Here is a 26,576-nt window from a genome sequence, read left to right on the forward strand (position 1 = left end):
AGGGCGCCGACGCCGAATCCCCGGGAAACTCCGGGGAATCAGGAGGTGAGCAGCGCCCGCATCGCCTCGCTGTCCGAGAACGGCGCGTCTTTCGCCGTGCGGGACAGCAGGAGGACATGGGCGTCCTCGAACTGGTCGTACGACAGCGGCTCGGGGCCCTGTCCGACGATCAGTACGTTGTGCTCCAGGCGCCAGCTGACGTACCGGGTGTGGTGTCTGGGCCGGCGTATGTCGTGGTGCGGCAGGCCGAGGCGGTCGGTGAAGCGCTGGACGACGGTGGCGTGGTGGGCGTCGAACTCCGGCCGCCAGGCGCCCTCCTGGCTGGTCCAGCCGGGGACGGGGCCCCAGATGTCCTCGTCGAGCAGGCCGCCGTCGACGGTGTAGAGGTAGGCGAAGGGCAGACAGAGCGTGCCGTCGCCGTCGGCGGTGACGAAATGGCCGTGCGGGGTGACATGGGTGGCCTCGGGGACGTCGGGTGTCTCCTCGTACGCCGGACCGCTCACCGCCTCCGACCAGTCGGGCCACCCGGCCTCGCCGAGCCGGGCCCCGACCGTGTCGGCGTCGGTCAGGTCCAGCTCGGCCAGGGCCAGCAGCCGGTCGACCAGCTCCTCGTCGACCGGGCACAGGGCCACGTACTCCTCGGACATTCCCACTCCCCCGTAGTAAAAGGCACGCGCCGAAGGACCTGGCCCTACGCCGACATCGGCCGCTGCACCTTGATCGACTGCAACAGGCCCACCGCGACCCACACGGCGAACATGGAGGTTCCGCCGTAGGACACGAACGGCAGCGGCAGGCCGGTGACCGGCATGATGCCCAGGGTCATCCCGATGTTCTCGAAGGACTGGAAGGCGAACCAGGCGACGATTCCCGCGGCCACGATCGTGCCGTACAGCTCCGTCGTCTCCCGGGCGATCCGGCAGGCCCGCCACAGCACCACGCCGAGCAGGATGATGATCAGGCCCGCGCCGACGAAGCCGAGTTCCTCGCCCGCGACCGTGAAGACGAAGTCGGTCTGCTGCTCGGGCACGAACTGGCCGGTGGTCTGCGAGCCGTGGAACAGGCCCGAGCCGGTCAGACCGCCCGAACCGATCGCGATCCGCGCCTGGTTGGTGTTGTAGCCGACGCCGGCCGGGTCGAGGCTGGGGTTGGCGAAGGCGGCGAAGCGGGCGATCTGGTAGTCGTCCAGGATGCCGAGCTGCCAGACCGCGATCGCGCCCATCGCCCCGGTGCCGAGCAGTCCGAAGACCCATCGGTTGGAGGCGCCGGAGGCGAGCAGCACGCCCAGCACGATGATGACCATGACCATGACCGACCCGAGGTCGGGCATCAGCATGACGACCAGCATCGGTACGGCGGCCAGGCCCAGGGCCTGGAGCACGGTCCGGTGGTCCGGGTAGGGCTTGTCGCCCGCGTCGACCCGCGCCGCCAGCAGCATCGCCATGCCCAGGATGATCGTGATCTTCACGAACTCCGAGGGCTGGAGGGAGAAGCCGCCGCCGAGCACGATCCAGGAGTGGGCACCGTTGACGGTGGAGCCCAGCGGGGTGAGCACCATCAGGATCAGGAACACCGAGGCGCCGTAGAGGATCGGCACGGCCGTCCTCAGGGCGCGGTGGCCGAGCCAGACCGTGCCGATCATCAGGGCGAACCCGATGCCGGTGTTCATGATGTGCCGGATCAGGAAGTAGTACTGGTCGCCCTGGTTGATCTCGGTGCGGTTGCGGGTGGCCGAGAAGACCAGCAGTGAGCCGATCCCCGACAGGGCGAGGGCCGCGAACAGTATCGGCCAGTCCAGTCGGCGGGCCAGCGAGTCACGGGCGAACAGCCGCGTCCAGCCCGCGCGCTCGGGGCCGTACCCGGAGACGGAGAAGCTGTTGCCGGTCATGTGCACATCCTCCGGCTTCCGCGCTTCCGGCGCCGCCTGCGGGTGTTGCGGTTGCCAGTGGCCGGCTTCTCGACGGTCGCCGCCAGCGTGGTCTCGTCGGGCTCGGGAGCGCCCTGCTGGTTCACCCGCTGCTCCTTGGCCGGGTCCTTGGCGACCTTCGGCGACTTGATGGTGCCGTCCGTGCGGACCTTCGGCAGGCTCTTCTGCGGGGTGGGCAGCAGCGCGTTCTTCTTGGTGATGGTGCCGTCGTCGGCGACGCCGTACAGCGCGTCGTAGATGTTGCGGACGGCCGGACCCGAGGCGCCGGAGCCCGTACCACCCTGGGAGATCGTCATCACGATCGAGTAGTCCTTGGTGTACGTGGCGAACCAGGACGTCGTCTGCTTGCCGTAGACCTCGGCCGTACCGGTCTTGGCGTGCATCGGGATCTTGTCCTGCGGCCAGCCGACCTGGGCGAAGCGCCAGGCGGCCGTACCGCGGGTGGCCACGCCCGCGAGGGCGTCGTCCATCTTGGCCAGCGTGGTCTTGCTTATCGGCAGCTTGCCGTGGGACTTGGGCGCGATCTCGTCGACGCTCTTGCCGTCGGCGCTGACGACGGCCTTGCCGACCGTCGGGTCGTACAGGGTGCCGCCGTTGGAGATCGCCGCGTAGATCGTGGCCATCTGGATCGGGGTGACCATGGTGTCGCCCTGGCCGATGGAGTAGTTGATCTCGTCACCGGCACGCATTTTGTTGCCTTCGAGGCAGTTCTCGTAGGAGATCTTCTCGACGTACGTGCCGTCCTTCTTGCCGGTCTTGCACCAGGCGTCCTTGTTGGCCTCCCAGTACGCCTGCTTCCACTGGCGGTCGGGGACGCGGCCGGTGACCTCGTTGGGCAGGTCGATGCCGGTGGTCTTGCCGAGGCCGAACTGGTGGGCGGCCTTGAAGAAGTAGTCGTTCGGCTCGCCCTTCTTCGGGTTGATGCCGCCGTCCCGCTGCCACTCCTTGTGGGCGAGGCCGTAGAAGACGGTGTCGCAGGACACCTCCAGCGCGCGGCCGAGGTTGATGGGGCCGAAGTTCTCCGACTCGAAGTTCTTGAAGACCTGGCCGCCCACCGAGTAGGAGCTCGTGCAGGGGTAGCGGCCGTCGAAGTCGTAGCCGGCCTCGACGGCGGCGGCCGTGGAGATCACCTTGAAGGTGGAGCCGGGCGCCGACTGGCCCTGGATGGCCCGGTTGAGCAGCGGGTAGTTGGAGCTCTTGCCCGTCAGCTTCTTGTAGTCCTTGGCGGAGATGCCGCCGACCCAGGCGTTGGGGTCGTAGGTCGGGTTGGACGCCATGGCGACGATGCGGCCGGTCTTGGCCTCCATGACGACGACGGCACCGGAGTCCGCCTTGTAGTTCTCGCCGGTGTTGTCGTCGAACTGCTTGCGGGCTTCCTTCATCGCGTCGTTCAGCTCGTACTCGGCGACGCGCTGGACGCGGGAGTCGATGCTGGTGACGAGGTTGGCGCCGGGCTGGGCCTCGTCCGCCTCGGCCTGGCCGATGACGCGGCCGAGGTTGTCCACCTCGTAGCGGGTGACGCCGGCCTTGCCGCGCAGTTCCTTGTCGTACTCCCGCTCAAGCCCCGAGCGGCCGACCTGGTCGGAGCGCAGATAGGGCGAGTCGGTGTCCTGGGCCTTGGTGATCTCCTCGTCGGTGACCGGGGAGAGATAGCCGAGGACCTGGGCGGTGTTGGCGTTGCCGGGGCTCGGGTAGCGGCGCACGGCCTCGGGTTCGGCGGTGATGCCGGGGAAGTCCTCGGCGCGCTCGCGGATCTGTAGCGCCTGCTTGGCGGTGGCCTCGTCGGTGATGGGGATCGGCTGGTACGGCGAGCCGTTCCAGCAGGGTTGGGGGGTCTTGGCGTCGCACAGGCGAACCTTCTGCATGACCTCCGCGGGCTTCATGCCGAGGACCTTGGCCAGCTTGGTGAGGACGGCCTTGCCGTCGTCCTTCATCTTCAGCAGGTCCGTGCGGGAGGCGGAGACCACCAGCCGGGTCTCGTTGTCCGCGATCGGCACGCCGCGCGCGTCCAGGATCGAGCCGCGCACCGCGGGCTCGACGACCTGCTGGACGTGGTTGCCCGACGCCTCCTTGGCGTATTCGTCGCCCTCGCGGATCTGGAGGTACCACAGGCGCCCGCCGAGGGTGCCGAGGAGGGACAGGACGAGGATCTGGATCACGATGAGCCTGATCTGGACCCGTGGAGTCCGACCGGTCTCGGGGATGTTGGTCACTGCGGCTGCCGCCCCCTCTCAGTGCGCCGAGTTGTGTGCGCGTACGAATGATGAACGGCTGACCTGTGAAAGCTCGTTCCGCCCGGGCGAACCCGTTCGAGTGAACTCGTCCGAGGCCACAGCGGCCACCTGATCCGGCCTCAACACACCCGCCCTCACAGCCGCTTGACCCCCTTGATGCGGCCGACCCGCGCGGTGCGCGTCCGCGCCTTGGTCTTCAGCGAGCCGAGCCCGCCCCGCTGACCGCCGATCTTCAGCCCCGTCCCGGACGACAGCCACCCCGAGGAGATGTCGGTGGTCTTCTTGGCGGAGGAGCTGGTCTCCGCGAGCGGGTCGTTCTCGGCGCGGCGGGCGAGCCACATGATGCCGGGGACGACGAAGGGCGCGAGCAGCAGGTCGTAGAGCGCGGCCGTGAACAGCAGGCTGCCGAGGCCGACATGACGGGCGGCGGTGTCGCCGACGAGGGCGCCGACACCGGCGTAGAGCAGTGTCGTGCCGAGGGCGGCGACGACCACGACGACCATCGGGCCGGTGGCCGACTTCAGACGGCCGTTCTCCGGCTTGGCGAGGCCCGCGAGGTAGCCGATGACGCACAGCACCAGCGCGTAGCGGCCGGCGGCGTGGTCCGCGGGGGGCGCGAGGTCGGCGAGGAGTCCCGCGCCGAACCCCACGAGGGCGCCGCCGACATGGCCGTAGACCATGGCGAGGCCCAGGACGGTCAGCAGCAGGATGTCGGGGACGGCGCCTGGGAGATGGAGTCTGGACAGGACGCTGACCTGGAGGACCAGGGCGACGACGACGAGGGAGGTGGAGAGCAGGATCCGGTTGACACGCAAGGGGAATCAGCTCCTACTGCTCTTGCTCGAACTGGCCGTCGGCATTGGTGTTCGCCGATGGGGTGACCGTGACGGTGACGGTCGGGGTGGGGGTCGGCTTCGGCTTCTTCGGCAGCACCGTGTCCCGCGGGTCCTTCTTCGGGGCCTCGACGACCACACCGACGACGTCGAGCTTGGTGAAGCTGACGTACGGCGTGACGTAGAGGGTGCGGGTCAGGCCGCCGCCCGAGGGGTCGACGCGGGCGACGACACCGACCGGGACGCCGGGCACGAAGGGTTTGTCGGCCTGCGAGCCGAAGGTGACCAGGCGGTCGCCCTTCTTCACCTCGGCCTTGCCGTTGAGGAGTTCGACGCGCAGCGGGCGGTCGCCCTGCCCGGAGGCGAAGCCGAGTTCGTCGCCGGCCTCCATGCGGGTGCCGACGGTGAAGTCGGGGTCGTTGGCGAGGAGCACGGTGGCGGTGTTCGGGCCGACCGTGGTCACGCGGCCGACCAGTCCGTCGCCGTTGAGGACGGTCATGTCGCGCTTGATGCCGTCGTGGGAGCCGACGTCGATGGTGATGGTCCAGGAGAAGCCCTGGGCCGCCCCTATGGCGATGACCTCGGCGCCCTTGATGCCGTACTGGCCCTCGGCCGCGATGCCCATCATCTTGTTGAGCTGCTTGAGGCGGCTGGCGTTGCGGTCGTCGCTGCCGAGCTTCGCCTTGAGGGCCGCGTTCTCCTTCTCCAGGGCGGCGAGCCGGTCGTGCCGCTCACCGGAGTCGCGGACGGAGGAGATCGCGTTGCCGACCGGGTTCACCGCGGCGGAGACGCCGTCCTCGATCGGGCCGAAGACCGTGGCCGCGGCCTGACGGGCACCGTCGACCGGTGAGTCCTCCCCGCCGCGGATGTCCACCGTGATCAGTGCGAACGCGATGGCGATCAGCAGCACCAGGAGCAGCCGGCTCTCTCGTGTGTCCCTCACGTGCGGCGGCCGTGCCTTCCTCATAGGAATGTGCAGGTGTTCAGGTACGCGGGTGTACAAACGCTCGCGGATGCCTATGGGCGAGCTTATGTCTCTATATCAACGATCCGCCGTACGAGAGGAGATCATCTCGTACGGCGGAATCGAAGAGTTACGTCATCTGCGCGGCTGGGCGTCCAGGACCTGCTGGAGCGCCTCGAACTCCTCCACGCACTTGCCGGAGCCGAGCGCCACGCTGTCGAGGGGGTCCTCGGCGATGTGGATCGGCATGCCGGTCTCCCGGCGCAGCCGCTCGTCGAGACCGCGCAGCAGGGCTCCGCCGCCGGTCAGAACGATTCCGCGGTCCATGATGTCGCCGGACAGCTCGGGCGGGCACTTGTCGAGGGTCGTCTTCACCGCGTCCACGATCGCGTTGACGGGTTCCTCGATCGCCTTGCGGACTTCGGCGGCCGAGATGACGACGGTCTTGGGCAGCCCGGAGACGAGGTCCCGGCCGCGGATTTCGGTGTGCTCGTCAGCGTCGAGGTCGTACGCCGAACCGATCGTGATCTTGATCTGCTCGGCCGTCCGCTCACCGAGGAGGAGGGAGTACTCCTTCTTGATGTGCTGGATGATCGCGTTGTCCAGTTCGTCGCCCGCGACGCGGATGGACTGGGCGGTGACGATCCCGCCGAGCGAGATGACCGCGACCTCCGTCGTGCCGCCGCCGATGTCGACCACCATGTTGCCCGTGGCCTCGTGGACCGGCAGGCCGGAGCCGATGGCCGCGGCCATGGGCTCCTCGATGATGTGCACCTGACGGGCGCCGGCCTGGGACGACGCCTCGATGACGGCACGGCGCTCGACGCCGGTGATGCCCGAGGGCACACAGACGACGACCCGCGGACGAGCCAGATACCGCCGCTTGTGGATCTTCAGGATGAAGTAGCGGAGCATCCGCTCGGTGATCTCGAAGTCGGCGATCACGCCGTCCTTCAGCGGACGAACGGCAACGATGTTGCCGGGCGTGCGCCCGATCATCTTCTTCGCTTCGGCGCCGACCGCCAGGATGCCACCGGTGTTGGTGTTGATCGCGACGACGGACGGCTCGTTGAGTACGATCCCGCGACCCCTGACGTACACCAGCGTGTTGGCGGTCCCGAGGTCGACAGCCATGTCACGGCCGATGAACGACATTGAGTTCCCCATCAGGATTCGTCTGGCCTTCCTGGGAGCTTTTGAGGGCTTTTCAGGTCGGCGAAGTGGGTGCTGTGACGTGAAGGCTTCCATCGTAGTGGCGCCCGCACGAACACTGCGTAAGGGTCTCCGCCATTGTCAGCAGATGCCGACGCTGTTCGCTTCTGGAGAGGGGCGTTCGGGGGTGCGCGTTCCCTCGATCGGCACGCATATGCCAAGAAAGTCCGGGGAGCACCTCCCCGGACTTTCACCGCCGGCACACTGCCTAGGCGCGGCCCGGGAAGAAGATCTTCACCTCACGCTCCGCGGACTCCTCGGAGTCGGAGGCGTGGATGAGGTTCTCACGGACGATCACACCGAAGTCACCGCGGATCGAACCGGGCGCGGCGGCGATCGGGTCGGTCGGGCCGGCCAGCGCGCGGACGCCCTCGATGACCCGCTCGCCCTCGACGATCAGCGCCACGACCGGGCCGGACGCCATGAACACCATCAGCGGCTCGTAGAAGGGCTTGCCCTTGTGCTCGCCGTAGTGCTGCTCCAGCGTCTCCTGGTCCAGCGTGCGCAGCTCCAGCGCGGTGATCTGCCAGCCGGCCTTGCGCTCGATACGGCTGATGATCTCGCCGGTCAGGCCACGACGGACGGCGTCGGGCTTGAGGAGGACGAGGGTGCGCTGCGTCACGAGGGGACTCCTTAGTCAAGCGTGTCAAGCGGGTGCGGGAAGACCGAGGTTACAGGGCGTGTCCGGCCGCCTGTCACGCAGCGTCAGGTGTGGGGCCCTCGGCCGGTGCCGCTTGGGCCGCTTGGGCCGCGAACCTGGCCTTCGCCTCGTCGACCTTCCGGCCGTAGTGCACCGAGGCCCACCACAGCGCGGCGAAGATCGCGCCCAGGAAGAACATCGTCGGCACCACGAACCCGGAGGCGATCAGCGCGATCTGCAGGGCCCAGCCGAAGGCGACGCCGCCCGGCCGGGTCAGCACGCCGCACAGCGCCAGGCACAGGAACATCGCGATGCCGCTGACCGTCCACACCGTGGACGAGGACAGGTCGTCGTCCTTCATCGCGACCAGCGCGGCGAAGCCGATGACGAAGAACTCGCCGATCAGGGTCGAAGAACAGAGCGTACGCACGGGTGGTCAGCCCCTCCCCAGAAGCAGTCGGGCCTCGCCGACAGTGATGACGGAACCGGTCACGAGCACACCGCCGCCCGCGAACTCGCCCTCCTCCTCGGCCAGCGTGATCGCGGCCTCCAGGGCGTCGGGCAGCCGCGGCTCGACCTGGACGCGCTCCTCGCCGAACACCTCGACGGCGATCGCGGCCAGCTCGTCGGCGTCCATGGCGCGGTGGCTGGAGTTCTGCGTGATCACGATCTCCGCGAAGATCGGCTCGAAGGCCTCGAGCAGCCCCTGTACGTTCTTGTCGCCGCTCGCCCCGACCACGCCGATCAGCCGGCTGAAGTCGAAGGCCTCACCGACCGCCTCGGCGGTGGCGCGGGCGCCCGCGGGGTTGTGGGCGGCGTCGAGGACGACGGTGGGAGACCGCCGTACGACCTCCAGCCGGCCCGGCGAGGACACGGCCGCGAACGCCTTGCGGACGGTGTCGATGTCGAGCGGCTCGGGCCGCTGCGAGCCGACGCCGAAGAACGCCTCCACGGCGGCGAGCGCGACGGCGGCGTTGTGCGCCTGGTAGGGGCCGTGCAGCGGGAGGTAGACCTCCGTGTACTCCCCGCCGAGCCCGCGCAGCGTCAGCAGCTGTCCGCCGACGGCGACCTGCCGCGAGACGACCCCGAACTCGAGCCCTTCCCGAGCCACCGTGGCGTCGACCTCGACCGCCTTCTTGAGCAGCACCTGAGCGGCGTCGACCGGCTGCTGCGCCAGGATCACCGTGGCGTCCTGCTTGACGATGCCCGCCTTCTCCTTGGCGATCTCGCCGGGCGTCTCACCGAGCCGGTCGGTGTGGTCGAGGTCGATGGGCGTGACGACGGCGACGTCCCCGTCGATCACGTTCGTCGCGTCCCAGGTGCCGCCCATGCCGACCTCGACGACGGCCACGTCCACGGGCGCGTCCGCGAAGGCGGCGTACGCCATGCCGGTCAGCACCTCGAAGAAGGACAGGCGGTACTGCTGCTGCGCGTCCACCATCTCGATGTACGGCTTGATGTCCTCGTACGTCTCGATGAACCGCTCGGCGGAGATCGGCGCCCCGTCGAGGCTGATGCGCTCGGTGACGGACTGCACGTGGGGGCTGGTGTAGCGACCCGTACGCAGCTCGAAGGCGCCGAGCAGGGCCTCGATCATGCGGGCCGTGGAGGTCTTGCCGTTCGTCCCCGTGATGTGGATCGAGGGGTACGACCGCTGCGGCTCGCCCAGCACGTCCATCAGCGCGGCGATGCGGCTGACGGAGGGCTCCAGCTTGGTCTCGCCCCAGCGCGTGGCGAGCTCCGCCTCGACGTCCCTGAGGGCCTTGTCGAGCTCGGGGTCCTCGGGGCGGGCCGGTACCTGTGCCTCCGGCGGGGTGCCTTGGGTGCGCAGGGTGCGGCTGCCGGCCTCGATGACCGCGAGGTCGGGGTCGCGGTCTGTCTCTGCCGAGATGATCTCGTCGAAGGGGTCGTCGCTGTCGCTCACGGGGTCAGTCTACGGAGGAGGGCTGACAGCTCGCCTATGGAGTGGGGTGGCTGGGCTTGGCTGGCGGGTGCGGGTGGTGTGGCCGGTCGCGCAGTTCCCCGCGCCCCTGACGGCGATGAGGGTGCCCGGAGCTGAAAACTCCCGACACCCTCATCCACGTACAACCGCTTACGCCTCCGGCAGCTTGTCCAGCTGGGACTGGATCCGCGCGATGTCCTCGTCGGCCTTTGCCAGGCGGCCGCGGATCTTGTCCACGACGTTGTCCGGGGCCTTGGCCAGGAAGGCCTCGTTGCCGAGCTTGGCCTGGGCCTGGGCCTTCTCCTTCTCCGCCGCCGCGAGGTCCTTGGCGAGGCGCTTGCGCTCCGCCGCGACGTCGATCGTGCCGGAGAGGTCGAGGGCGACCGTGGCACCCGCGACCGGGAGGGTGGCCGTCGCCGAGAAGGCCTCGCCCTCCGGCTGGAGGCGGAGGAGCTGGCGGATGGCCGCCTCGTGCGGGGCCAGGGCAGTGCCGTCCAACGTCAGCCGTGCGGGCACGCGCTGGCCGGGCTGGAGGCCCTGGTCGGCGCGGAAGCGACGGACCTCGGTGATGACGGACTGGAGCGACTCGATCTCGCGCTCGGCAGCCGTGTCACGGAAGCCACTGTCCGTCGGCCAGTCGGCGATGACGACCGACTCGCCGCCCGTGAGGGTGGTCCAGAGGGTCTCCGTGACGAACGGGACCACCGGGTGCAGCAGCTTCAGCGTGACGTCGAGGACCTCGCCGAGGACGCGCTTGCTGACCTCGGCCGGTTCGCCGCCCGCCTGGAACGTCGTCTTGGACAGCTCGACGTACCAGTCGAAGACCTCGTCCCACGCGAAGTGGAAGAGGGCGTCGGAGAGCTTCGCGAACTGGTAGTCCTCGTAGAGGGCGTCGACTTCGGCGACGACCGAGTTGAGGCGGGAGAGGATCCAGCGGTCCGTCGCCGACATCTTGGAGGCGTCGGGCAGCGGGCCGTCCACCGTCGCGCCGTTCATCAGCGCGAAGCGGGTCGCGTTCCAGATCTTGTTGGCGAAGTTGCGGGAGCCCTGGACCCAGTCCTCGCCGATCGGGACGTCGACGCCGGGGTTGGCACCGCGCGCGAGGGTGAAGCGCAGGGCGTCGCTGCCGTACTTGTCCATCCAGTCCAGCGGGTTGACCGCGTTGCCGAAGGACTTCGACATCTTCTTGCCGAACTGGTCGCGGACCATGCCGTGCAGGGCGATGGTGTGGAACGGCGGGGTGCCGTCCATCGCGTACAAGCCGAACATCATCATCCGGGCGACCCAGAAGAAGAGGATGTCGTAGCCGGTGACCAGGACGGAGTTCGGGTAGAACTTCGCGAGTGACTCGGTCTGTTCGGGCCAGCCAAGGGTGGAGAAGGGCCACAGGCCGGAGGAGAACCAGGTGTCGAGGACGTCGGTGTCCTGACGCCAGCCCTCGCCGGTCGGAGGCTGCTCGTCCGGCCCGACGCAGACCACTTCGCCGTTGGGGCCGTACCACACGGGAATCCGATGTCCCCACCACAACTGCCGTGAAATACACCAGTCGTGGAGGTTGTCGACCCAGTCGAAGTAGCGCTTCTCCATCTCCTGCGGATGGATCTTGACGCGCCCGTCACGGACAGCGTCACCCGCGGCCTTGGCCAGCGGACCGACCTTGACCCACCACTGCATGGACAGGCGCGGCTCGATGGTGGTCTTGCAGCGCGAGCAGTGGCCGACGGAGTGGACGTACGGCCGCTTCTCGGCGACGATCCGGCCTTCGGCGCGCAGGGCGGCGACGATCGCGGAACGGGCCTCCAGGCGGTCCAGGCCCTGGAAGGGACCGTGGGCCGTGATGACAGCGTGCTCGTCCATGATCGTGATGGCCGGCAGGTCGTGCCGCTGGCCGATCTCGAAGTCGTTCGGGTCGTGGGCCGGGGTGACCTTGACGGCGCCCGTGCCGAACTCGGGGTCGACGTGGGTGTCGGCGACGACGGGGATGGAACGGTCGGTCAGCGGCAGCTTGATGAGCTTGCCGACCAGGTGCTTGTAGCGCTCGTCGTCGGGGTGAACGGCGACGGCGGTGTCGCCGAGCATGGTCTCGGCACGGGTGGTGGCGACGACGATGGTCTCGTCACCCTCCCCGTACTTCATGCTGACCAGCTCGCCGTCGTCGTCCTGGTACTCGACCTCGATGTCCGAGATGGCGGTGAGGCAGCGCGGGCACCAGTTGATGATGCGCTCGGCGCGGTAGATCAGCTCGTCGTCGTAGAGGCGCTTGAAGATGGTCTGAACGGCCTGCGACAGCCCCTCGTCCATCGTGAACCGCTCACGAGACCAGGCGACACCATCACCCAGGCGCCGCATCTGACCGCTGATCTGCCCGCCGGACTCGCCCTTCCACTGCCAGACGCGCTCGACGAAGGCTTCGCGCCCGAGGTCGTGCCGGGACTTGCCCTCCTTGCCGAGTTCGCGCTCGACGACGTTCTGGGTGGCGATGCCGGCGTGGTCCATGCCGGGCTGCCACAGCGTCTCGAAGCCCTGCATGCGCTTACGGCGGGTCAGGGCGTCGATGAGGGTGTGCTCGAAGGCGTGCCCCAAGTGCAGGCTGCCGGTGACGTTCGGCGGCGGGATGACGATGGTGTACGGCGGCTTGTCGCTCTTCTCGTCCGCCTCGAAGTAACCGCGCTCTACCCAGCGCTCGTACAGCGGCCCCTCTACGTCGGCCGGCGCGTACTGGGTCGGCAGTTCGGTGTTGGGCGCTGGAGGCTGCTGCTGAGCGTTCTCGGTCACGGGGTCAGTTTAGGGGTGTCCCGGGCGTGTCCCGAAACGCGTTTGTTCTGTAACGGTGGGCCCCCCGATGCGGTGGCTGTGCCCGGCCTGCGCAAGGATGTCAGGAACACATAAGTATCTGGAGGGGAACCCAGGAAATGAGCTACAACCAGCCGGGCCCGTACGGCGGGCAGCCCCAGCAGCCCGGACCGTACGGCCAGCCGGGTCCGTACGGCCAGCAGCCGCCGCAGGCCCCCCAGCCCGGCTACGGCTACCCCCAGCAGCCGGCCCAGCCCCAGCCGGGGTACGGCTACCCGCAGCAGCCCCCGCAGGGCGTCCCGCCCCAGGGCCAGCCCCCGTACGGCCAGCAGCCCCCCTACGGCCAGGCCCCGTACGGCGTCCCGCAGCCCCCGGCCCCGGGCGGCGGCAAGAAGAAGCTCGGCATCATCATCGGCGCGGTGGCCGTGGTCGCGGCGATCGCGGTGGGGGCGGCGCTGCTGCTCAAGGGCGGCAGTGACGGTGGGTCGGACATCGCCGACGACGGCACGTACAAGCTGACGACGCCGGCGACGGTCATCGGCAGCGAGTACAAGAAGGGCGACGACGCCGAGGCCGACACGCTCACCGAGAGCGATGTGAAGGACGCGGAGTCGTGGGGCGTCAAGGATGCCAAGGACGTCAGCGCGAGCTACACCGCGGGGACGGGCATGACCGCCAAGAACCTGATGTTCGCGGGCGTCTACGGCAGCATCGACGACCCGGAGAAGGTGGTCGACGCGATGTTCGCCCAGCTGAAGAAGGAGTCCCAGAAGGACAAGGACTCCGGCGTCACGCTCAAGGGCAGCCCGCAGGAGTTCAAGCCCTCCGGGTTCGACAACGGCATCATGAAGTGCCAGGAGATGGAGTCCAAGGAGTCCGGCCAGACCGTCACGATGCCGGTCTGCGTCTGGGGTGACCACAGCACGCTGACGTACGTGGTCTCCTACGACATGGCTCTCCTGGTCACGGGCAAGAGCGCCTCGATGGAGGACGCGGCCGAACTGGCCGCCAAGCTCCGCAGCGACGTGCGGGTCAAGGTCTGAGGTTCCTCAACGGCGAAGGGGCCCCGGTCGGTTGACCGGGGCCCCTTCGTTCGCTTCTGTACGGCCGTTACGCCGTCTTCTGCTCCCCCGACCCCCGCCCGCCCCGCGCATCGCGCGGAATCAGCGTCGGGTTGACGTTGGAGTGGACCACGTCTGCCGTGATGACGACCCGCGCCACGTCCTTGCGGGACGGGATCTCGTACATCACGCCCTGGAGGACTTCCTCCATGATGGCGCGCAGGCCTCGGGCGCCGGTCTGGCGGAGGATGGCCTGGTCGGCGATGGCTTCGAGGGCCTCGCGCTCGAAGTCCAGCTCCACGCCGTCGAGTTCGAAGAGGCGCTGGTACTGCTTCACCAGGGCGTTCCTCGGCTCCACCAGGATCTGCAACAACGCCTCGCGGTCGAGGTTGTGGACCGAGGTGATGACGGGGAGGCGGCCGATGAACTCCGGGATCATGCCGAACTTCACCAGGTCCTCGGGCATGACGTCCTCGAACTGGTCCTTGGCCTCGAGCTCCCGCTTCGAGCGGATCGTCGCGCCGAAGCCGATGCCCTTGGCGCCGGCCCGCGATTCGATGAGCTTCTCCAGGCCCGCGAAGGCGCCGCCCACGATGAACAGGACGTTCGTCGTGTCGATCTGGATGAACTCCTGGTGGGGGTGCTTGCGGCCGCCCTGCGGGGGGACCGACGCCGTCGTGCCTTCCAGGATCTTCAGGAGGGCCTGCTGGACGCCCTCGCCGCTCACGTCCCGCGTGATCGACGGGTTTTCACTCTTCCGCGCGACCTTGTCGATCTCATCGATGTAGATGATCCCGGTCTCGGCCTTCTTGACGTCGTAGTCCGCCGCCTGGATGAGCTTGAGGAGGATGTTCTCGACGTCCTCACCGACGTACCCCGCCTCCGTGAGCGCGGTTGCGTCCGCGATCGCGAAGGGGACGTTCAGCATGCGGGCCAGTGTCTGGGCCAACAGCGTCTTGCCCGAGCCCGTGGGGCCCAGCAGCAGGATGTTGGACTTGGCCAACTCGATCGCGTCGTCACGGCCGTTGGCGCCGCCGTTCTCGCCGGCCTGGACGCGCTTGTAGTGGTTGTAGACCGCTACGGAGAGCGCCTTCTTGGCGGCCTCCTGGCCGACCACGTAGCCCTCGAGGAACTCGTAGATCTCGCGGGGCTTGGGGAGTTCCTCCCAGCGCACCTCGCTGGTCTCCGCGAGTTCTTCCTCGATGATCTCGTTGCAGAGATCGATGCACTCGTCGCAGATGTAGACACCGGGCCCTGCGATGAGCTTCTTGACCTGCTTCTGGCTCTTGCCGCAGAACGAGCACTTGAGCAGATCGCCGCCGTCACCGATGCGTGCCACGGTGTGCTTCCCCTTCGCCTGGGAGACGCCTGGACGCTTTCGAATCCAGCGGCTCCTGGTGCTGCCTTATTCCGACGGTACCTTGCCTGGCCCCCCGTTCGGGCCCCCCTTGGCCCGGTTCACTTTGACGTGCAGCGTGTCAAAGCACACGAACCGTGCCAAGGGGCGGCAGACGATACAGCAGTCGCGTCAGCGGACTGCGGCGTTGTTCATCTTCCGGGTGGAGATGATCTGGTCGACCAGACCGTAGGCGAGCGCCTCCTCGGCCGTGAGGATCTTGTCGCGCTCGATGTCCTCGCGGATCTTCTCGATCGGCGTGGTGGAGTGCTTGGCCAGCATCTCCTCGAGCTGCCCGCGCATCCGCAGGATCTCGTTGGCGGCGATCTCCAGGTCGGAGACCTGACCGCGACCCGTCTCGCTGTACGGCTGGTGGATCAGCACGCGCGCGTTCGGCAGCGCCATGCGCTTGCCCGGCGTACCGGCGGCCAGCAGGATCGCGGCGGCGGAGGCCGCCTGGCCCATGCAGACCGTCTGGATGTCGGGCTTCACGAACTGCATCGTGTCGTAGATCGCCGTGAGGGCGGTGAAGGAGCCGCCCGGGCTGTTGATGTAGACCGAGATGTCCCGGTCGGGGTCCATCGACTCCAGGCACAGCAGCTGCGCCATGACGTCGTTGGCGGAGGCGTCGTCGATCTGGACGCCGAGGAAGATCACGCGCTCCTCGAAGAGCTTCGCGTACGGGTCGTACTCGCGGATGCCCTGCGAGGTGCGCTCGACGAAGCGCGGGATCACGTACCGGGACTCCGCCGAGGGGCCCGTGTACTCGGCGCGCGTGCGGTCGTACAGGCCGCTGCCGGGGAAGTCGTTCACTGTCTGTCTCCTAGGAACTGTGGCGGTCGGCTGGGGGCTCTGCGGGGCCTTCACGGGCCCCGCGGCGGGGCTCAGGCCCCGGTGCCGCCGCCGCCCGGCATGTTGACGGCCGCGGTGATGACGTCGTCGATGAGGCCGTACTCCTTGGCCTCCTCGGGGTCGAACCAGCGGTCGCGGTCGGAGTCACGGGTGACCTGCTCGAACGTCTGACCGGTGTGCTGGGCGGTGAGCTCCGCCATCCGCCGCTTGGTGTGCAGCAGCCGCTCGGCGTGGATCTTGATGTCGGAAGCCGAGCCGGCCAGACCCGCGGAGGGCTGGTGGATCAGGATCTCGGCGTTCGGCAGCGCGAAACGCTTGCCCGGGGTACCAGCGCTGAGCAGGAACTGACCCATGGAAGCGGCGAGGCCCATGGCGATGGTCACCACGTCGTTCTTGATGAACTGCATGGTGTCGTAGATCGCCATGCCGGCCGTGATCGAGCCGCCGGGGCTGTTGATGTAGAGGTTGATGTCCTTGTCGGGGTCCGCGGCGGCAAGGAGCAGCAGCTGTGCGGTGATCTTGTTCGCGATGTCGTCGTCGACCGGCTGGCCGAGGAAGATGATCCGCTCGTTGAGCAGCCGGTTGTAGACCTGGTCGCCGAGGCCACCACCGATGGAAGGCTCGCCGGCGGCGGAGGGCATCAGATTCGTCACGTATCCACCTGCTCGTCTTACGACGGCGCCGGGCCGTCTTCACGTTTCCCTGCGTATCCCTGCGGGGCTTGGAGCCACTCGGGGACTCCACTCCCCTCGTATTCATGGACCCTAACGCGCTGGTCCCTTCGGGGAATCCCGGATACAGGGCTGTTCGCCGGGGGCGTAGCGCGGTAGTGCCAAGAAGGGCTCCTGGGGATGTGCATCCCCAGGAGCCCTTCCTACGACCTACGAGGTGCCGTGGGCTCAGCCCTCGGTCTTCTCCGCCTCGGCGTCCGTGGCGTCGGCCTCGGTGGCCTCGCCGGCGATCTCGGCGGCCTCCTCGACCTCTTCCTCGTCGTCCAGGTCGATGACCTCGCCGTTGGTGTCCTTCACCGTGGCGGCCTCGACCACGACGGCCAGGGCCTTGCCGCGGGCGACCTCGCCGACGAGGAGCGGAACCTGGCCGCCCTCGACGACCGCCTGGGCGAACTGGTCGGGGGACATACCGGAGGAAGCGGCACGGCGCATGAGGTGCTCGGTGAGCTCCTCCTGGTTGACGTTCAGCTTCTCGCGCTTGACCAGGGCGTCCAGGACGAACTGGGTCTTGATGCCCTTGACCGCGGCGTCCTTGGTCTCGGTGTCGAACTCCTCGACCGTCTTGCCCTGGATCTCCAGGTACTTCTCGAGGTCCAGGCCCATCTGGCCGAGCTGGTGGTGCTCCAGGTTGTGCTTGCGGGTGTTGATCTCGTCCTCGAGCAGCTTCTCGGGGACGGGCACCTCGACGAGCTCCAGGAGCTTCTCCAGGACGCGCTCCTGGGCCTGGGTGGCCTGGTCGTACTGCTTCATGTTCTCGAGGCGCTTGCGGCTGTCCGCCTTCAGCTCCTCCAGGGTGTCGAACTCGGAGGCGAGCTGCGCGAACTCGTCGTCCAGCTCGGGCAGTTCGCGGGCGGCGACCTGGGTGACCTTGACGGTGACCTCGGACTCCTTGCCGGCCGCGGAGCCGCCCTTGAGCTCGGAGGTGAAGGTGGCCTCGCCACCGGCCTCCAGGCCCTTCACGGCGTCGTCGATGCCCTCGAGGAGCTCGCCGGAGCCGATGGTGTAGGAGACACCGCTGGCGATGCCGTCCTCCAGCACCTCTCCGTCGACCTTGGCCTCCAGGTCGATCGTGACGACGTCGCCGTCCTCGGCGGCGCGCTCGACCGGGGAGGTCGAGGCGAAGCGCTCGCGGAGCTGCTCGACGGACTTGTCGACGTCCTCTTCGGTGACCTCGACGGCGTCGACCTCGACCTCGATGCCGGAGTAGTCCGGGATCTCCAGGGCGGGGCGGATGTCGACCTCGGCGGTGAAGTTCAGCGTGTCGCCGTCCTTCAGCTCCGTGATGTCGACCTCGGGCTGGCCGAGGACGTCCAGGTCGGCCTCGTTGACCGCCTCGGTGTAGAACTTCGGAAGCGCGTCGTTGACCGCCTCCTCCAGGACCGCACCGCGGCCGAACCGCTGGTCGATGACGCGGGCCGGGATCTTGCCCTTGCGGAAGCCCTTCACCGTGACCTGCTGGTTGATCTTCTTGTACGCCGCGTCGAGGCTGTCCTTGAGCTCCTCGAAGGGCACCTCGACAGTGAGCCGAACCCGCGTCGGGTTCAGGTTCTCAACGGCGCTCTTCACGGTTCGGTCTCCTTGTGGCTGACTTCTTGGATTCTGCCGGGGCCAGAACGGCTCCGGCGGATTCGCCGCCCGGAGGACGTCGTCAGGTCCGACGAGAGACACACGGGCATGCAGCTTGCATAGTAACCGCAGCCACGACACGCCCCAAAAGGCGATCAAGGAAGGTGGTCGGGGTGGCGGGATTTGAACCCACGGCCTTCCGCTCCCAAAGCGGACGCGCTACCAAGCTGCGCCACACCCCGTCTGGTGCGACACGTAGGGTACATGCCCGCAGGCCATGGGACCGCCGCATTTACGGGGTGCGCGGCAACGAAGCCCGGGGTGTGCGGCGAGGGGGGCCGACCCGCTACGATGCCTTCTGTGCCGCGGTCACCTGACCTGCGGCGCGTCCTGTGCGGGCGTAGCTCAATGGTAGAGCCCTAGTCTTCCAAACTAGCTACGCGGGTTCGATTCCCGTCGCCCGCTCTGTACGGCTCAGGGCCAGGTCAGAGGATCTTTCCTCGATCTGGCCCTGAGTGTTTTCACAGAGTGCGTACGTCGACCGTGTAGACGGAGCGCAGGCCGTACGGGACGTAGAGCGCGTCGCCCACAAGAGTGAGGGGGGCGCCGGTCGGGGAGCCGTCCACGGCGCCGTCGTCGCGGCCGTCGAGGGTGCCGTCGACCTTGCCGGTGGTCCGGTTCACCGCGGCGAGGCGGCCGCTGGGGGACGCCAGGTACAGGTGGGTGCGGGAGGCGGTGGGCGGGCCGGAGAGCTCGACGCCGGAGTTGCCTTCCCACAGCTGGCGCCCGGTCTCCGGGACGACCGCGCGGATGCTTCCGTTGGAGAGGGTGAAGTAGAGGGTGCCGCCCGCGAGGGTGGGGGCCGCGCCCTCGGGCTGGGGCTCGGCCAGTTTCACCGCCGTCACGATGTGGGTGTCGGTCCTGATCAGGGTCAGGGTGCGGCGGGTTCCGGTGGTGTTGACCAGTACCAGGCGGCCGTCGTGGCGGCCGACGATGTCGACCTCGCCCTTGACCTTCACCGTCCAGCGGGGCCTTCCGGTGGCCGGGTCCAGTTGGCTGACGCTCGTGCTCTCGATGTCCTCGCTCGTGTACTTCGCGGTGAGCAGGTACGCCTGTCCCCCGGCGCTGCGCAGCAGGCTCATGTACCGGTTCGGGTTGGGCAGGGGGCGCTTCCAGCGGACCTGGCCGGTCTCCGCGTCGAGCAGGGCGTACTGGTTGCCGGATCTGCCGTAGACGGTGACGACGCCCGTGGGGACGGCTGCGGAGGCGCCCTGGTCGCTGCTCGGCTCGGTGCCGTCCTCGCTGTCGGCGGTGACCGTCTTCCAGGCCACCTCGCCGGTCCTGGCGTCCAGGGCCTGGACCGAGTAGCGGGTCGGGTACGACGCCTGGTCGCTGGTGGGCCGGTCGTCGGCGCCGTAGACGTACACGCGGCCGTCGCGGGCGCCGATGATCGTGCCCGCGCCGGAGCTGCTGCTGCCGAAGTCGGAGTCCTCGGCGGTCGGGTCGATGGGCCGGCCCCAGGTGTTGGTGCCGTCGGCGAGGGCGAAGCGGGTGGCCATGATCTCGTCGCCCGCGCAGACCAGGGAGGTGCCGGAGGCGACGCAGCGGTTGAAGAGGGCGGTGGGGCCCATCGGGTCCTTGTCGACGCTCGGGTCCTTCGCCTGCCGGTGCCACTCCTGCCAGCCGGCGGGGAGGTTTCCTTGGTCGGCGGCCTCGTCGTCGGTGAGGGCGAGTGTGGTGGTGGCGACGGCCGCGAGGACGGCGGCCCCCGCCGCGGCGGCCAGCCAGAGGCGGGTACGGCGCCGGCGGGGGCGCGGGGCGTCCAGGAGGGTCGGGGGGCCGGTGGTGGGCAGGGTGCCGTCGCGCAGGAGGCGGAGCAACTCGTCCGCCGTGGCGCGGGACTTGGGCTCCTTCTCCAGACAGAGGCGGATGAACGGGAGCAACTCCGCGGGTACGTCGGCGAGTTCCGGGGTGCCCTCGACCACGCGGATCGCCGTCTCGTAGGGGCTCGGGCTGTCGAAGGGGCCCTTGCCCGAGGCGGCGAAGGCGACCACCGCGCCGAGCGAGAAGATGTCCGCCGCCGGGCCCACCTCGTGCGGGGCGGAGAACTGCTCCGGGGACATGAACGGCGGGGTGCCCATCACCCGGCCGGTCTGGGTGAGGGCGTCGGAGGCGGCGAACTCGGTGGCGCGGGAGATACCGAAGTCGATGACGCGGGGGCCGTCGTCGGCGAGCATCACGTTGGCCGGCTTCAGGTCCCGGTGAACGACGCCGGCGCGATGGATGTCGCGGATGGCCTCGGCGAGGCCGGCGGCCAACTCCCTCACCCGCGGCGGCGGCAGAGGGCCCTGGTCGCGTATGTGCGTGCCGAGGTCGGCGCCCGGTATGTAGAGCGTGGCCATCCAGGGGCGCGGCGCGTCGGCGTCCGCGTCCACGACGGGCGCGGTGAAGGCGCCGCTGACCTGGCGGGCGGCGGCCACCTCGCGGCGGAACCGGGCACGGAACTCGTCGTCGTCCGCGTACTGGGCATGCACGACCTTGACCGCGAGCCGACGGCCCGAGGCGGAGCGGGCGAGGTAGACCACGCCCATGCCCCCGCTGCCCAGCCGGTCCTCGATGCGGTAACCGCCCACCTCCGCCGGGTCCGAGTCGCGCAGCGCCATCCCCGTACGTCCCCCCGTCCGTCCCCGGCCCCCGCGACCGGGCTGGCCAGCCTAGGGCCTGCCGTGGTCCGGCCGAGTCAAGGGGGTCAGAACTGGATCGAGTTGATGGTCTCCGCTATCGAGTTGAGGAAGCGCTGGATGTCGTCGGCCATACCCGTCGAGGCGAGGAAGAAGCCGAACAGCACGGCCACGACTGCGGGTCCGGCCTTGAGGGACCCGCCACGGATCAACACCACCATGATGATCGCCAACAGCAGCACCACTGACAGCGAAATGGCCACAACTGATCACACCCTAGGTCGGTCCGCTCTCCCGGCCCGGGGATGCCAGCCCCGCGCACCCCCGCCAGAACCATCGTGCCACCAACCAAGCCGCTGTATGCGGCTGGTGATGCATCGTTGACCACACCTGTGCCCGAACTGTGCGGCGCCGTACGGGTCCGGCGATCGGCCCGTCATCTTCCGCACAGCAATTCGAGAGTGCGGCGCACAGGGAATTCGACGGGATCGTTTCGGTCTCCACACATCCCGTTCGCAGGTAATTCGAAAATTTGCGGCGCCCTCAACCAGCCCACAGGAAGCGGACATTCCGCCGGAGTCGCCTGCTGGTCTTATGCCCTATTTAGTCAGGATGAATCACACCAATACAACCCTTGCAGTGACGACTGCGACGCCCCGTTCGCTGTGTTCACCGTCACGTGCGGAATGGCGAGGGCTTGCCGAAATACCGGGTACCCGAAGCCGATAACCAGGAATGACGTGGCCGGTTTTACGAAATCGCACAGAGAACGCTAGGGTGCCTCAGATGTTCCACGCTGCCTCGCCCCGAGTGCCGCTCCCGCCGGCACAGTCGTCGGCACCCGGAGTGCCGAGCCCGCGCTCACCGCTCGCTCAGCAGAAGCCTCGGCACCAGCCGCAGAGCAAGCAGCGCGACGCGTTCTTCGACAACGCCAAGTACCTGGCGATCGTGCTCGTCGCCATCGGTCACGCCTGGGAGCCCCTCAAGGGCGACAGCCGCATCCTGGAGGGCGCGTACACGGTCGTGTACTCCTTCCACATGCCGGCGTTCATCATCATCTCCGGCTTCTTCTCGCGCAGTTTCGACATGCGCCCCGACCGGCTCAAGCGGCTGATCACGGGTGTCGCGGTGCCGTACGTGCTCTTCGAGACGGCGTACGTCCTCTTCGACCGGACGGTGGGCGGTGACCCCGGCAAGGACATCAGCCTGCTCGACCCCTGGTATCTGACCTGGTTCCTGTGCGCGTTGTTCGTCTGGCGGCTGTGCACGCCGATCCTGAAGCTGATCCGCTGGCCGCTGCCCTTCGCCCTCGGCGTCGCCATGCTGGCGTCCGTCGCGCCGTCGATCGGCAACGACCTGGACCTCCAGCGGGTGCTCCAGTTCTTGCCCTACTTCGTCCTCGGCCTGTGCATGAAGGCCGAGCACTTCCACCGGGTGCGCACCTGGCGCATGCGGATCCTGGCCGTGCCCGTGTTCGCCACCGCGCTCGTCGTGGGCTGGTGGGCGGTGCCGCGGATGAACACCGCGTGGTTCTACCACCGGGACGCCGCCCAGGACCTGGCCGCGCCGTGGTGGGTCGGCCCGGTGATGGTGCTCGCGATGTTCGGCTGCTCGCTCCTGCTGACCGCCTGCTTCTTCGCCTGGGTGCCGCGCCGGAAGATGTGGTTCACGGCGCTGGGCGCCGGCACGCTCTACGGCTATCTGCTGCACGGCTTCCTGGTGAAGGCCGGTGATTACGAGGGCTGGTTCGACCACGCCTGGCTGCACCGGCCGACCGGTGAGATCTTCGTGAGTCTGGTCGCCGCCGCGGTCGTCACCGCGCTGTGCACCAAGCCGGTGCAGCGGGTGTTCCGGTTCGCGATGGAGCCGAAGATGGAGTGGGCGTTCAGGCGGGATGCGGCGGAGCAGGCGAGGGAGCGGCAGCAGCGGGAGCTTCGCGAGAAGGTGCCGGCGTAGCTGCTTGTCGTTCGGGTGCGGCTTCGTCGTGGCTGGTCGCGCCCACGCGGCGGTAGCCGCACATTGATACAGCCCCGCGCCCCTCAGGGGGTCGCAGGACCGGAGTTGAGATCCAGAAGTCTGCGCATACGTGCGTACTTCTCGGTCAGGCGGTTGCGCGTTGGGGCTTCCAGCATCGCCAGGCGGGATGGGTCGGCGTTGTGGGCCAGGTCCGCCTCCTTCACCAGCAAGGCTCCTGGAGTGGTGAGGATGCGGGCTGCGTACGCCTCGGGGGGTTCTCCCTCGTGCTTGGTCACGGCTCGTACGATCGCCTTTGTACGGCTGCTCAGTGCGGCCTCCGTCAGCCATTGCTCGGAGAGTGCCGCGTCCTCGACGGCGTCGTGCAGCCAGGCCGCCGCGATCTGGTCGGGGTCGCCGCCGCGGGCGCGGACGCCCTCGGCGACGGCCTGGAGGTGCTCGGCGTAGGGTCTGCCCGCCTTGTCGGTCTGGCCCTCGTGGGCGGTGCGGGCGAGGGTCTCGATCTCGGCGAGTGTCAGTGGTTCGGTCACTCGTCCAGTGTGTCCCCGCGGAGGGCCGCCTTGGCGGGGAGGGTCGCCGCGGTCAGGCCGAGGGCGACGATCGTGGCGGCGAACGCGCCGTAGGTGAGCGGGGGGATGTAAGGGCCCTGGCCCGTCAGGCCGTTCATCATCGGGACGAGTGTGGCGAGGGCGATCGCGGTGCCGAGGACGATGCCCGCGAGCGCGACCAGCAGGGCCTCCCAGCGGACCATGCGCAGCACCTGGCGGCGGGTGGAGCCGATGAGGCGGAGCGTGCCCAGTTCGCGGCGGCGGTCGAGGACCGTCATCACCAGGGTGTTGACGGCGGCGACGGCCGCGAAGCCGCCGAGGACGGCCGCCATGAGGTTGTTCGCCCAGGCGTTGAGCTCGCGGTCCACGGACTGGGCCGCGGTGTAGCCGTCACGGCCCTGGACCGTGCCGAGCGCCTCCAGACCGGCCGTCGTGCCGCCCCTGGTCCACAGTTCCGTGTCGTAGGCGGAGGTGACGTGGGTGGCCAGATCGGCACGGCTCAGGGTGACTTGGGCGAGGCCCAGGCCGCGGCCGTACGTCGCCACGACCCGCGGAGCGGCCTTCGTGCCGTCGGGAAGGCGGAGGCGGAGACGGTCGCCGACCTTGACGTCGGCGTTGTCGGCGAGGGAGGCGTCGATCGCGATCTCACCCTGCTTCAGGGACAGTTGGCCTGCCTTGACGTCGAGATCCTGTACGGCGGCCAGGGCGCGGGCGGAGCCGGTGACCCCCTGCGCGGTGGCCGGTTCCAGGGCGCCGCCCGTGGCCGGGACCAGCACGGATGTCTTCAACAGGCCCACGGCGGCGGTGACTTCGGGGGCGTTCTCGGCCCGTCGTACGGCATCGGGAGCGAGGCCAGGGGTGTCGTCCGGGGCCGTGACGATGTGGTCGGCGGTGATGCCGTCGCGCTGCTGCTGGGCGGTGACGTGGTCCTCGCTGGTGTGCAGGAAGACCAGGACCGAGGAGAACGCCATCGCGAGCACGATCGGGGTGATCGCGGAGGCCAGACGGCGGGCGTTGGTACGGGAGTTGGCGGCGGCCAGCACGGCGGAGGCGCTCGCGCCGCGCAGCGGGAGGCCGAACAGGGCCGCGCAGACACGGGCGACCAGGGGACCGAGCAGGCCCACGGCGAGCATGAACAGCACGACGACACCGAGGGCCGCGTTGGCCGCGTCCTCGCCGGTCAGGGAGGCGGAAAGGGCCGCGCAGACGATGCCGCCCGCCGCCGCGGCGAGGCCGAGCGGGGTGCGGATCCAGCCGATGCGCAGCCGCTCCACGCTCGCCTCGTTCAGCGCCTGGCCCGGCTTGATGCGGGAGCTGCGGTGGGCGGCCGTGTAGCCGGAGAGCAGGGCGGTGAGGAGGACGGCGCCGCTCGCGGAGACCAGGGGGATCCAGGAGACGGCCAGGTCGACCTGGGCCGGGACCGCGCCACGGTCGCGGAGCTGGTCCAGCCACCAGGCCGCCAGAGCCATGCCGGGGAGGCAGCCGAGGGCGCCCGCGACGGGGGCGACGAGGAGGGTCTCGGTGGCGATGGTGCGGCGGATCTGACGCGGAGTGGTGCCGATGGCGCGCAGCAGGGCGAACTCGCGGGCACGCTGGCCGACGGCCAGGGCGATGGTGCCGGCCGCGGTGAACATCGCGACGACCGTGGCGATGCCGCCGAAGGAGCCGCCGATGCCGATGAGGGTTTCCTTGGCCCCGTCGAGGGTGGGGTCCGCGACGGTGCCGCGGCCGTCCCCGGTGTGGATCCTGGCCTGGCCGCCCAGGGCGTGTGCCACCTGGGCCGCCAGGGTGTCGGTGGCGACGCCGGGCTTCGGGAGGACGGCGACGGCGTCGATGCGGCCGGGGTGCCCTGAGACGCGTACGGCGTCCGGGTCGGCCAGCCACACGCCGGTTCCCGTGGTCGTGCCGGAGACGCGGTAGGTGTGGGTGCCGTCGGGGGTGGTGAGGGTGACGCGGGTGCCGATCCCGGCGTTGCCCAGGACCACTTCGCCGGGGTGCGGGGCCCGGCCCTTGGTGAGGTGTTCGCCGGTGAAGGCGGTGGCGGACCAGTTGTGGGCGGTGAGGGGGCCGTGCGGGCCGGTGACCGGGAAGGTGACGTCGGGCACGGCGGTGCGGGCGCCGGGGGCGGTGGCCGCCCTGGCCACCAGGGAGGCGTCGAGGCGGGCGCGGTCGGGGACGGGCTCGCTGTCGGCGCTGTCGCCCTCGCCGTAGTGGGCCCGTTGGTCGGCGGCGGCCACGACGGGGGCGCCGGCGTAACGGCCCGGCGGGACCTCGGCGCGGACGCCGGTCTCCAGGAGGATGCCGCAGGCCGAGACGATCGCGGCGGCCATGACGAGGGCGACGAAGGTGCCGACGAACGCGGAGGGGCGGAAGCGGACGGCGGCGCGGGCGAGGCCGTTGGGACGCATCAGGCGGCCGCCTTCACGTCGTCCCGGCGGGCCGTCAGGGTCTTCATGCGGGTGGCGATCTGGTCGGGGGTCGGGCGGTCCAGGTGGGTGGTGAGTTCGCCGTCCGCCAGGAACAGGACCCGGTCGGCCCAGGACGCCGCCGTGGGGTCGTGGGTGACCATGACGACCGTGGCGCGCTCCGTGTCGACGGCGCGGCGCAGGAGGGCCAGGATCTCGGCCGCGGTGGTGGTGTCCAGGGCGCCGGTCGGCTCGTCGGCGAAGACCACGTCGGGGCGGGTGACCAGGGCGCGGGCGATGGCGACGCGCTGCTGCTGGCCGCCGGAGAGCTGGCCGGGGCGGCGGCGGGCCTTGTCGGCGAGGCCGACCTGGGCGAGGACCTCGGCGGTGCGGTGGCGGTCGGGGCGGTGGCCTGCCAGGCGCAGCGGGAGGGCGACGTTCTGCTCGACCGTGAGGGACGGGAGCAGGTTGAAGGCCTGGAAGACGAAGCCGAGGCGGGTGCGGCGCAGGGCGGTGAGCTTGTTCTCCTTCATGCCGGTGATCTCCGTGCCGCCGAGGCGGACCGTGCCGGCGGTGGGGCGGTCGAGGCCGGCCGCGCACTGGAGGAACGTGGACTTGCCGGACCCCGAGGGGCCCATGACCGCGGTGAAGGTGCCCGGGGGGAGGGTGAGGTCGATGCCGCGCAGGGCGTGGACGGGGGTGCGGCCGCGGCCGTAGCGACGGGTCACTCCGTGGAGTTCCACGGCCCACTCGCCAGGGGTGGGGGCCGTGAGGGACTTCTTCTTCCGGTCCGAGGTCATGCACTTGACGCTACGGA

General features: G+C 69.3%; 21 protein-coding genes and 2 tRNA genes. 3 read left to right on the forward strand and 20 right to left on the reverse strand.

Annotation, left to right across the window (positions count from 1 at the left end; genetic code table 11):
* Positions 1-38: 38 nt before the first annotated feature.
* The 10 genes from ACIHIX_RS17440 to ACIHIX_RS17485 form a co-directional block, all read right to left on the reverse strand.
* Entirely contained in the window at positions 39-647 is a 609-nt protein-coding gene (locus tag ACIHIX_RS17440; RefSeq protein WP_399956295.1) for a hypothetical protein, read from the reverse strand.
* Positions 648-691: 44 nt separating this feature from the next.
* Positions 692-1,888, reverse strand: coding sequence for a rod shape-determining protein RodA (gene rodA / locus ACIHIX_RS17445; protein ID WP_399956298.1), 1,197 nt, complete (start codon positions 1,886-1,888; stop codon positions 692-694).
* Entirely contained in the window at positions 1,885-4,140 is a 2,256-nt protein-coding gene (gene mrdA / locus ACIHIX_RS17450) for a penicillin-binding protein 2 (protein ID WP_399956300.1), read from the reverse strand. Before mrdA ends, rodA begins: the two co-directional genes overlap by 4 nt.
* 155 nt (positions 4,141-4,295) lie before the next feature.
* Positions 4,296-4,976, reverse strand: coding sequence for a rod shape-determining protein MreD (mreD, locus tag ACIHIX_RS17455; protein ID WP_399956303.1), 681 nt, complete (start codon positions 4,974-4,976; stop codon positions 4,296-4,298).
* Positions 4,977-4,989: 13 nt separating this feature from the next.
* Positions 4,990-5,937 (reverse strand): rod shape-determining protein MreC, encoded by a 948-nt coding sequence (gene mreC, locus ACIHIX_RS17460; protein ID WP_399956306.1) that lies wholly within the window; start codon positions 5,935-5,937, stop codon positions 4,990-4,992.
* A gap of 156 nt (positions 5,938-6,093) precedes the next feature.
* Positions 6,094-7,113 carry a rod shape-determining protein gene (locus ACIHIX_RS17465; protein WP_004931372.1) on the reverse strand — a complete coding sequence of 340 codons (1,020 nt, stop codon included), beginning with the start codon at positions 7,111-7,113 and terminating at the stop codon, positions 6,094-6,096.
* Between the two features lie 265 nt (positions 7,114-7,378).
* The gene (gene ndk / locus ACIHIX_RS17470) at positions 7,379-7,792 is read right to left on the reverse strand and encodes a nucleoside-diphosphate kinase (RefSeq protein ID WP_399956309.1); all 414 of its coding nucleotides are present in this window, start codon (positions 7,790-7,792) and stop codon (positions 7,379-7,381) included.
* Between the two features lie 73 nt (positions 7,793-7,865).
* Positions 7,866-8,240: a DUF4233 domain-containing protein gene (locus ACIHIX_RS17475; protein WP_399956312.1), complete on the reverse strand. Its 375-nt coding sequence runs from the start codon at positions 8,238-8,240 to the stop codon at positions 7,866-7,868.
* A gap of 6 nt (positions 8,241-8,246) precedes the next feature.
* Positions 8,247-9,734 (reverse strand): bifunctional folylpolyglutamate synthase/dihydrofolate synthase, encoded by a 1,488-nt coding sequence (locus ACIHIX_RS17480; protein WP_399956315.1) that lies wholly within the window; start codon positions 9,732-9,734, stop codon positions 8,247-8,249.
* A gap of 168 nt (positions 9,735-9,902) precedes the next feature.
* Positions 9,903-12,527, reverse strand: coding sequence for a valine--tRNA ligase (locus ACIHIX_RS17485; RefSeq protein WP_399956318.1), 2,625 nt, complete (start codon positions 12,525-12,527; stop codon positions 9,903-9,905).
* A 137-nt stretch (positions 12,528-12,664) separates the two neighbouring features.
* Between ACIHIX_RS17485 and ACIHIX_RS17490 the strand changes: the two genes are divergently transcribed.
* A complete protein-coding gene (locus tag ACIHIX_RS17490) occupies positions 12,665-13,588 on the forward strand; it encodes a hypothetical protein (protein WP_399956321.1) in 924 nt (307 codons plus the stop codon).
* Between the two features lie 67 nt (positions 13,589-13,655).
* On the opposite strand, the gene clpX is transcribed toward ACIHIX_RS17490, so the two are convergent.
* The 5 genes from clpX to ACIHIX_RS17515 form a co-directional block, all read right to left on the reverse strand.
* Positions 13,656-14,945: an ATP-dependent Clp protease ATP-binding subunit ClpX gene (gene clpX / locus ACIHIX_RS17495; RefSeq protein ID WP_126271894.1), complete on the reverse strand. Its 1,290-nt coding sequence runs from the start codon at positions 14,943-14,945 to the stop codon at positions 13,656-13,658.
* A 189-nt stretch (positions 14,946-15,134) separates the two neighbouring features.
* Positions 15,135-15,815 carry an ATP-dependent Clp protease proteolytic subunit gene (locus tag ACIHIX_RS17500; RefSeq protein WP_399956324.1) on the reverse strand — a complete coding sequence of 227 codons (681 nt, stop codon included), beginning with the start codon at positions 15,813-15,815 and terminating at the stop codon, positions 15,135-15,137.
* A 71-nt stretch (positions 15,816-15,886) separates the two neighbouring features.
* Positions 15,887-16,507, reverse strand: a complete 621-nt coding sequence (locus ACIHIX_RS17505; RefSeq protein ID WP_329339246.1) for an ATP-dependent Clp protease proteolytic subunit — start codon at positions 16,505-16,507, stop codon at positions 15,887-15,889.
* A gap of 246 nt (positions 16,508-16,753) precedes the next feature.
* Positions 16,754-18,151, reverse strand: coding sequence for a trigger factor (gene tig / locus ACIHIX_RS17510; RefSeq protein WP_399956328.1), 1,398 nt, complete (start codon positions 18,149-18,151; stop codon positions 16,754-16,756).
* A gap of 165 nt (positions 18,152-18,316) precedes the next feature.
* A tRNA-Pro gene (locus ACIHIX_RS17515) sits at positions 18,317-18,393 on the reverse strand.
* Between the two features lie 152 nt (positions 18,394-18,545).
* On the opposite strand from ACIHIX_RS17515, the gene ACIHIX_RS17520 reads away from it, so the two are divergent.
* Positions 18,546-18,616 (forward strand) — tRNA-Gly (locus ACIHIX_RS17520).
* Between the two features lie 56 nt (positions 18,617-18,672).
* Here ACIHIX_RS17520 and ACIHIX_RS17525 read toward each other — a convergent pair.
* On the reverse strand, positions 18,673-20,814 hold the full coding sequence (locus ACIHIX_RS17525; RefSeq protein ID WP_399956331.1) for a protein kinase: 2,142 nt from the start codon (positions 20,812-20,814) through the stop codon (positions 18,673-18,675).
* Positions 20,815-20,900: 86 nt separating this feature from the next.
* Positions 20,901-21,095, reverse strand: a complete 195-nt coding sequence (locus ACIHIX_RS17530; RefSeq protein ID WP_059191782.1) for a hypothetical protein — start codon at positions 21,093-21,095, stop codon at positions 20,901-20,903.
* A 523-nt stretch (positions 21,096-21,618) separates the two neighbouring features.
* On the opposite strand from ACIHIX_RS17530, the gene ACIHIX_RS17535 reads away from it, so the two are divergent.
* Entirely contained in the window at positions 21,619-22,788 is a 1,170-nt protein-coding gene (locus ACIHIX_RS17535) for an acyltransferase family protein (RefSeq protein WP_399956334.1), read from the forward strand.
* Positions 22,789-22,871: 83 nt separating this feature from the next.
* Here the strand turns inward: ACIHIX_RS17535 and ACIHIX_RS17540 are convergent, their stop codons facing one another.
* The 3 genes from ACIHIX_RS17540 to ACIHIX_RS17550 are packed head-to-tail and all read right to left on the reverse strand — an operon-like array spanning position 22,872 to position 26,559.
* On the reverse strand, positions 22,872-23,336 hold the full coding sequence (locus ACIHIX_RS17540; RefSeq protein WP_399956337.1) for an HD domain-containing protein: 465 nt from the start codon (positions 23,334-23,336) through the stop codon (positions 22,872-22,874).
* Entirely contained in the window at positions 23,333-25,762 is a 2,430-nt protein-coding gene (locus ACIHIX_RS17545) for an FtsX-like permease family protein (RefSeq protein ID WP_399956340.1), read from the reverse strand. The genes ACIHIX_RS17540 and ACIHIX_RS17545 overlap by 4 nt, the downstream gene beginning before the upstream one ends.
* Complete coding sequence (locus ACIHIX_RS17550; protein ID WP_399956343.1) at positions 25,762-26,559, reverse strand: ABC transporter ATP-binding protein; 798 nt, start codon at positions 26,557-26,559, stop codon at positions 25,762-25,764. The genes ACIHIX_RS17545 and ACIHIX_RS17550 overlap by 1 nt, the downstream gene beginning before the upstream one ends.
* Positions 26,560-26,576 lie beyond the last annotated feature (17 nt).

The organism is Streptomyces sp. NPDC051913 (assembly GCF_044593635.1).
Taxonomy (GTDB): Bacteria; Actinomycetota; Actinomycetes; order Streptomycetales; family Streptomycetaceae; genus Streptomyces.

What these genes read in the sequence shown, in the direction of transcription:
- ACIHIX_RS17490 (WP_399956321.1), top strand. Translation starts at nt 12,665, where the DNA reads ATGAGCTACAACCAGCCGGGCCCGTACGGCGGGCAGCCCCAGCAGCCC.
- ACIHIX_RS17525 (WP_399956331.1), bottom strand. Translation starts at nt 20,814, where the DNA reads ATGGCGCTGCGCGACTCGGACCCGGCGGAGGTGGGCGGTTACCGCATC.
- ACIHIX_RS17440 (WP_399956295.1), bottom strand. Translation starts at nt 647, where the DNA reads ATGTCCGAGGAGTACGTGGCCCTGTGCCCGGTCGACGAGGAGCTGGTC.
- rodA (WP_399956298.1), bottom strand. Translation starts at nt 1,888, where the DNA reads ATGACCGGCAACAGCTTCTCCGTCTCCGGGTACGGCCCCGAGCGCGCG.
- ACIHIX_RS17545 (WP_399956340.1), bottom strand. Translation starts at nt 25,762, where the DNA reads ATGCGTCCCAACGGCCTCGCCCGCGCCGCCGTCCGCTTCCGCCCCTCC.
- ACIHIX_RS17465 (WP_004931372.1), bottom strand. Translation starts at nt 7,113, where the DNA reads ATGTCGTTCATCGGCCGTGACATGGCTGTCGACCTCGGGACCGCCAAC.
- ACIHIX_RS17550 (WP_399956343.1), bottom strand. Translation starts at nt 26,559, where the DNA reads ATGACCTCGGACCGGAAGAAGAAGTCCCTCACGGCCCCCACCCCTGGC.
- ACIHIX_RS17535 (WP_399956334.1), top strand. Translation starts at nt 21,619, where the DNA reads ATGTTCCACGCTGCCTCGCCCCGAGTGCCGCTCCCGCCGGCACAGTCG.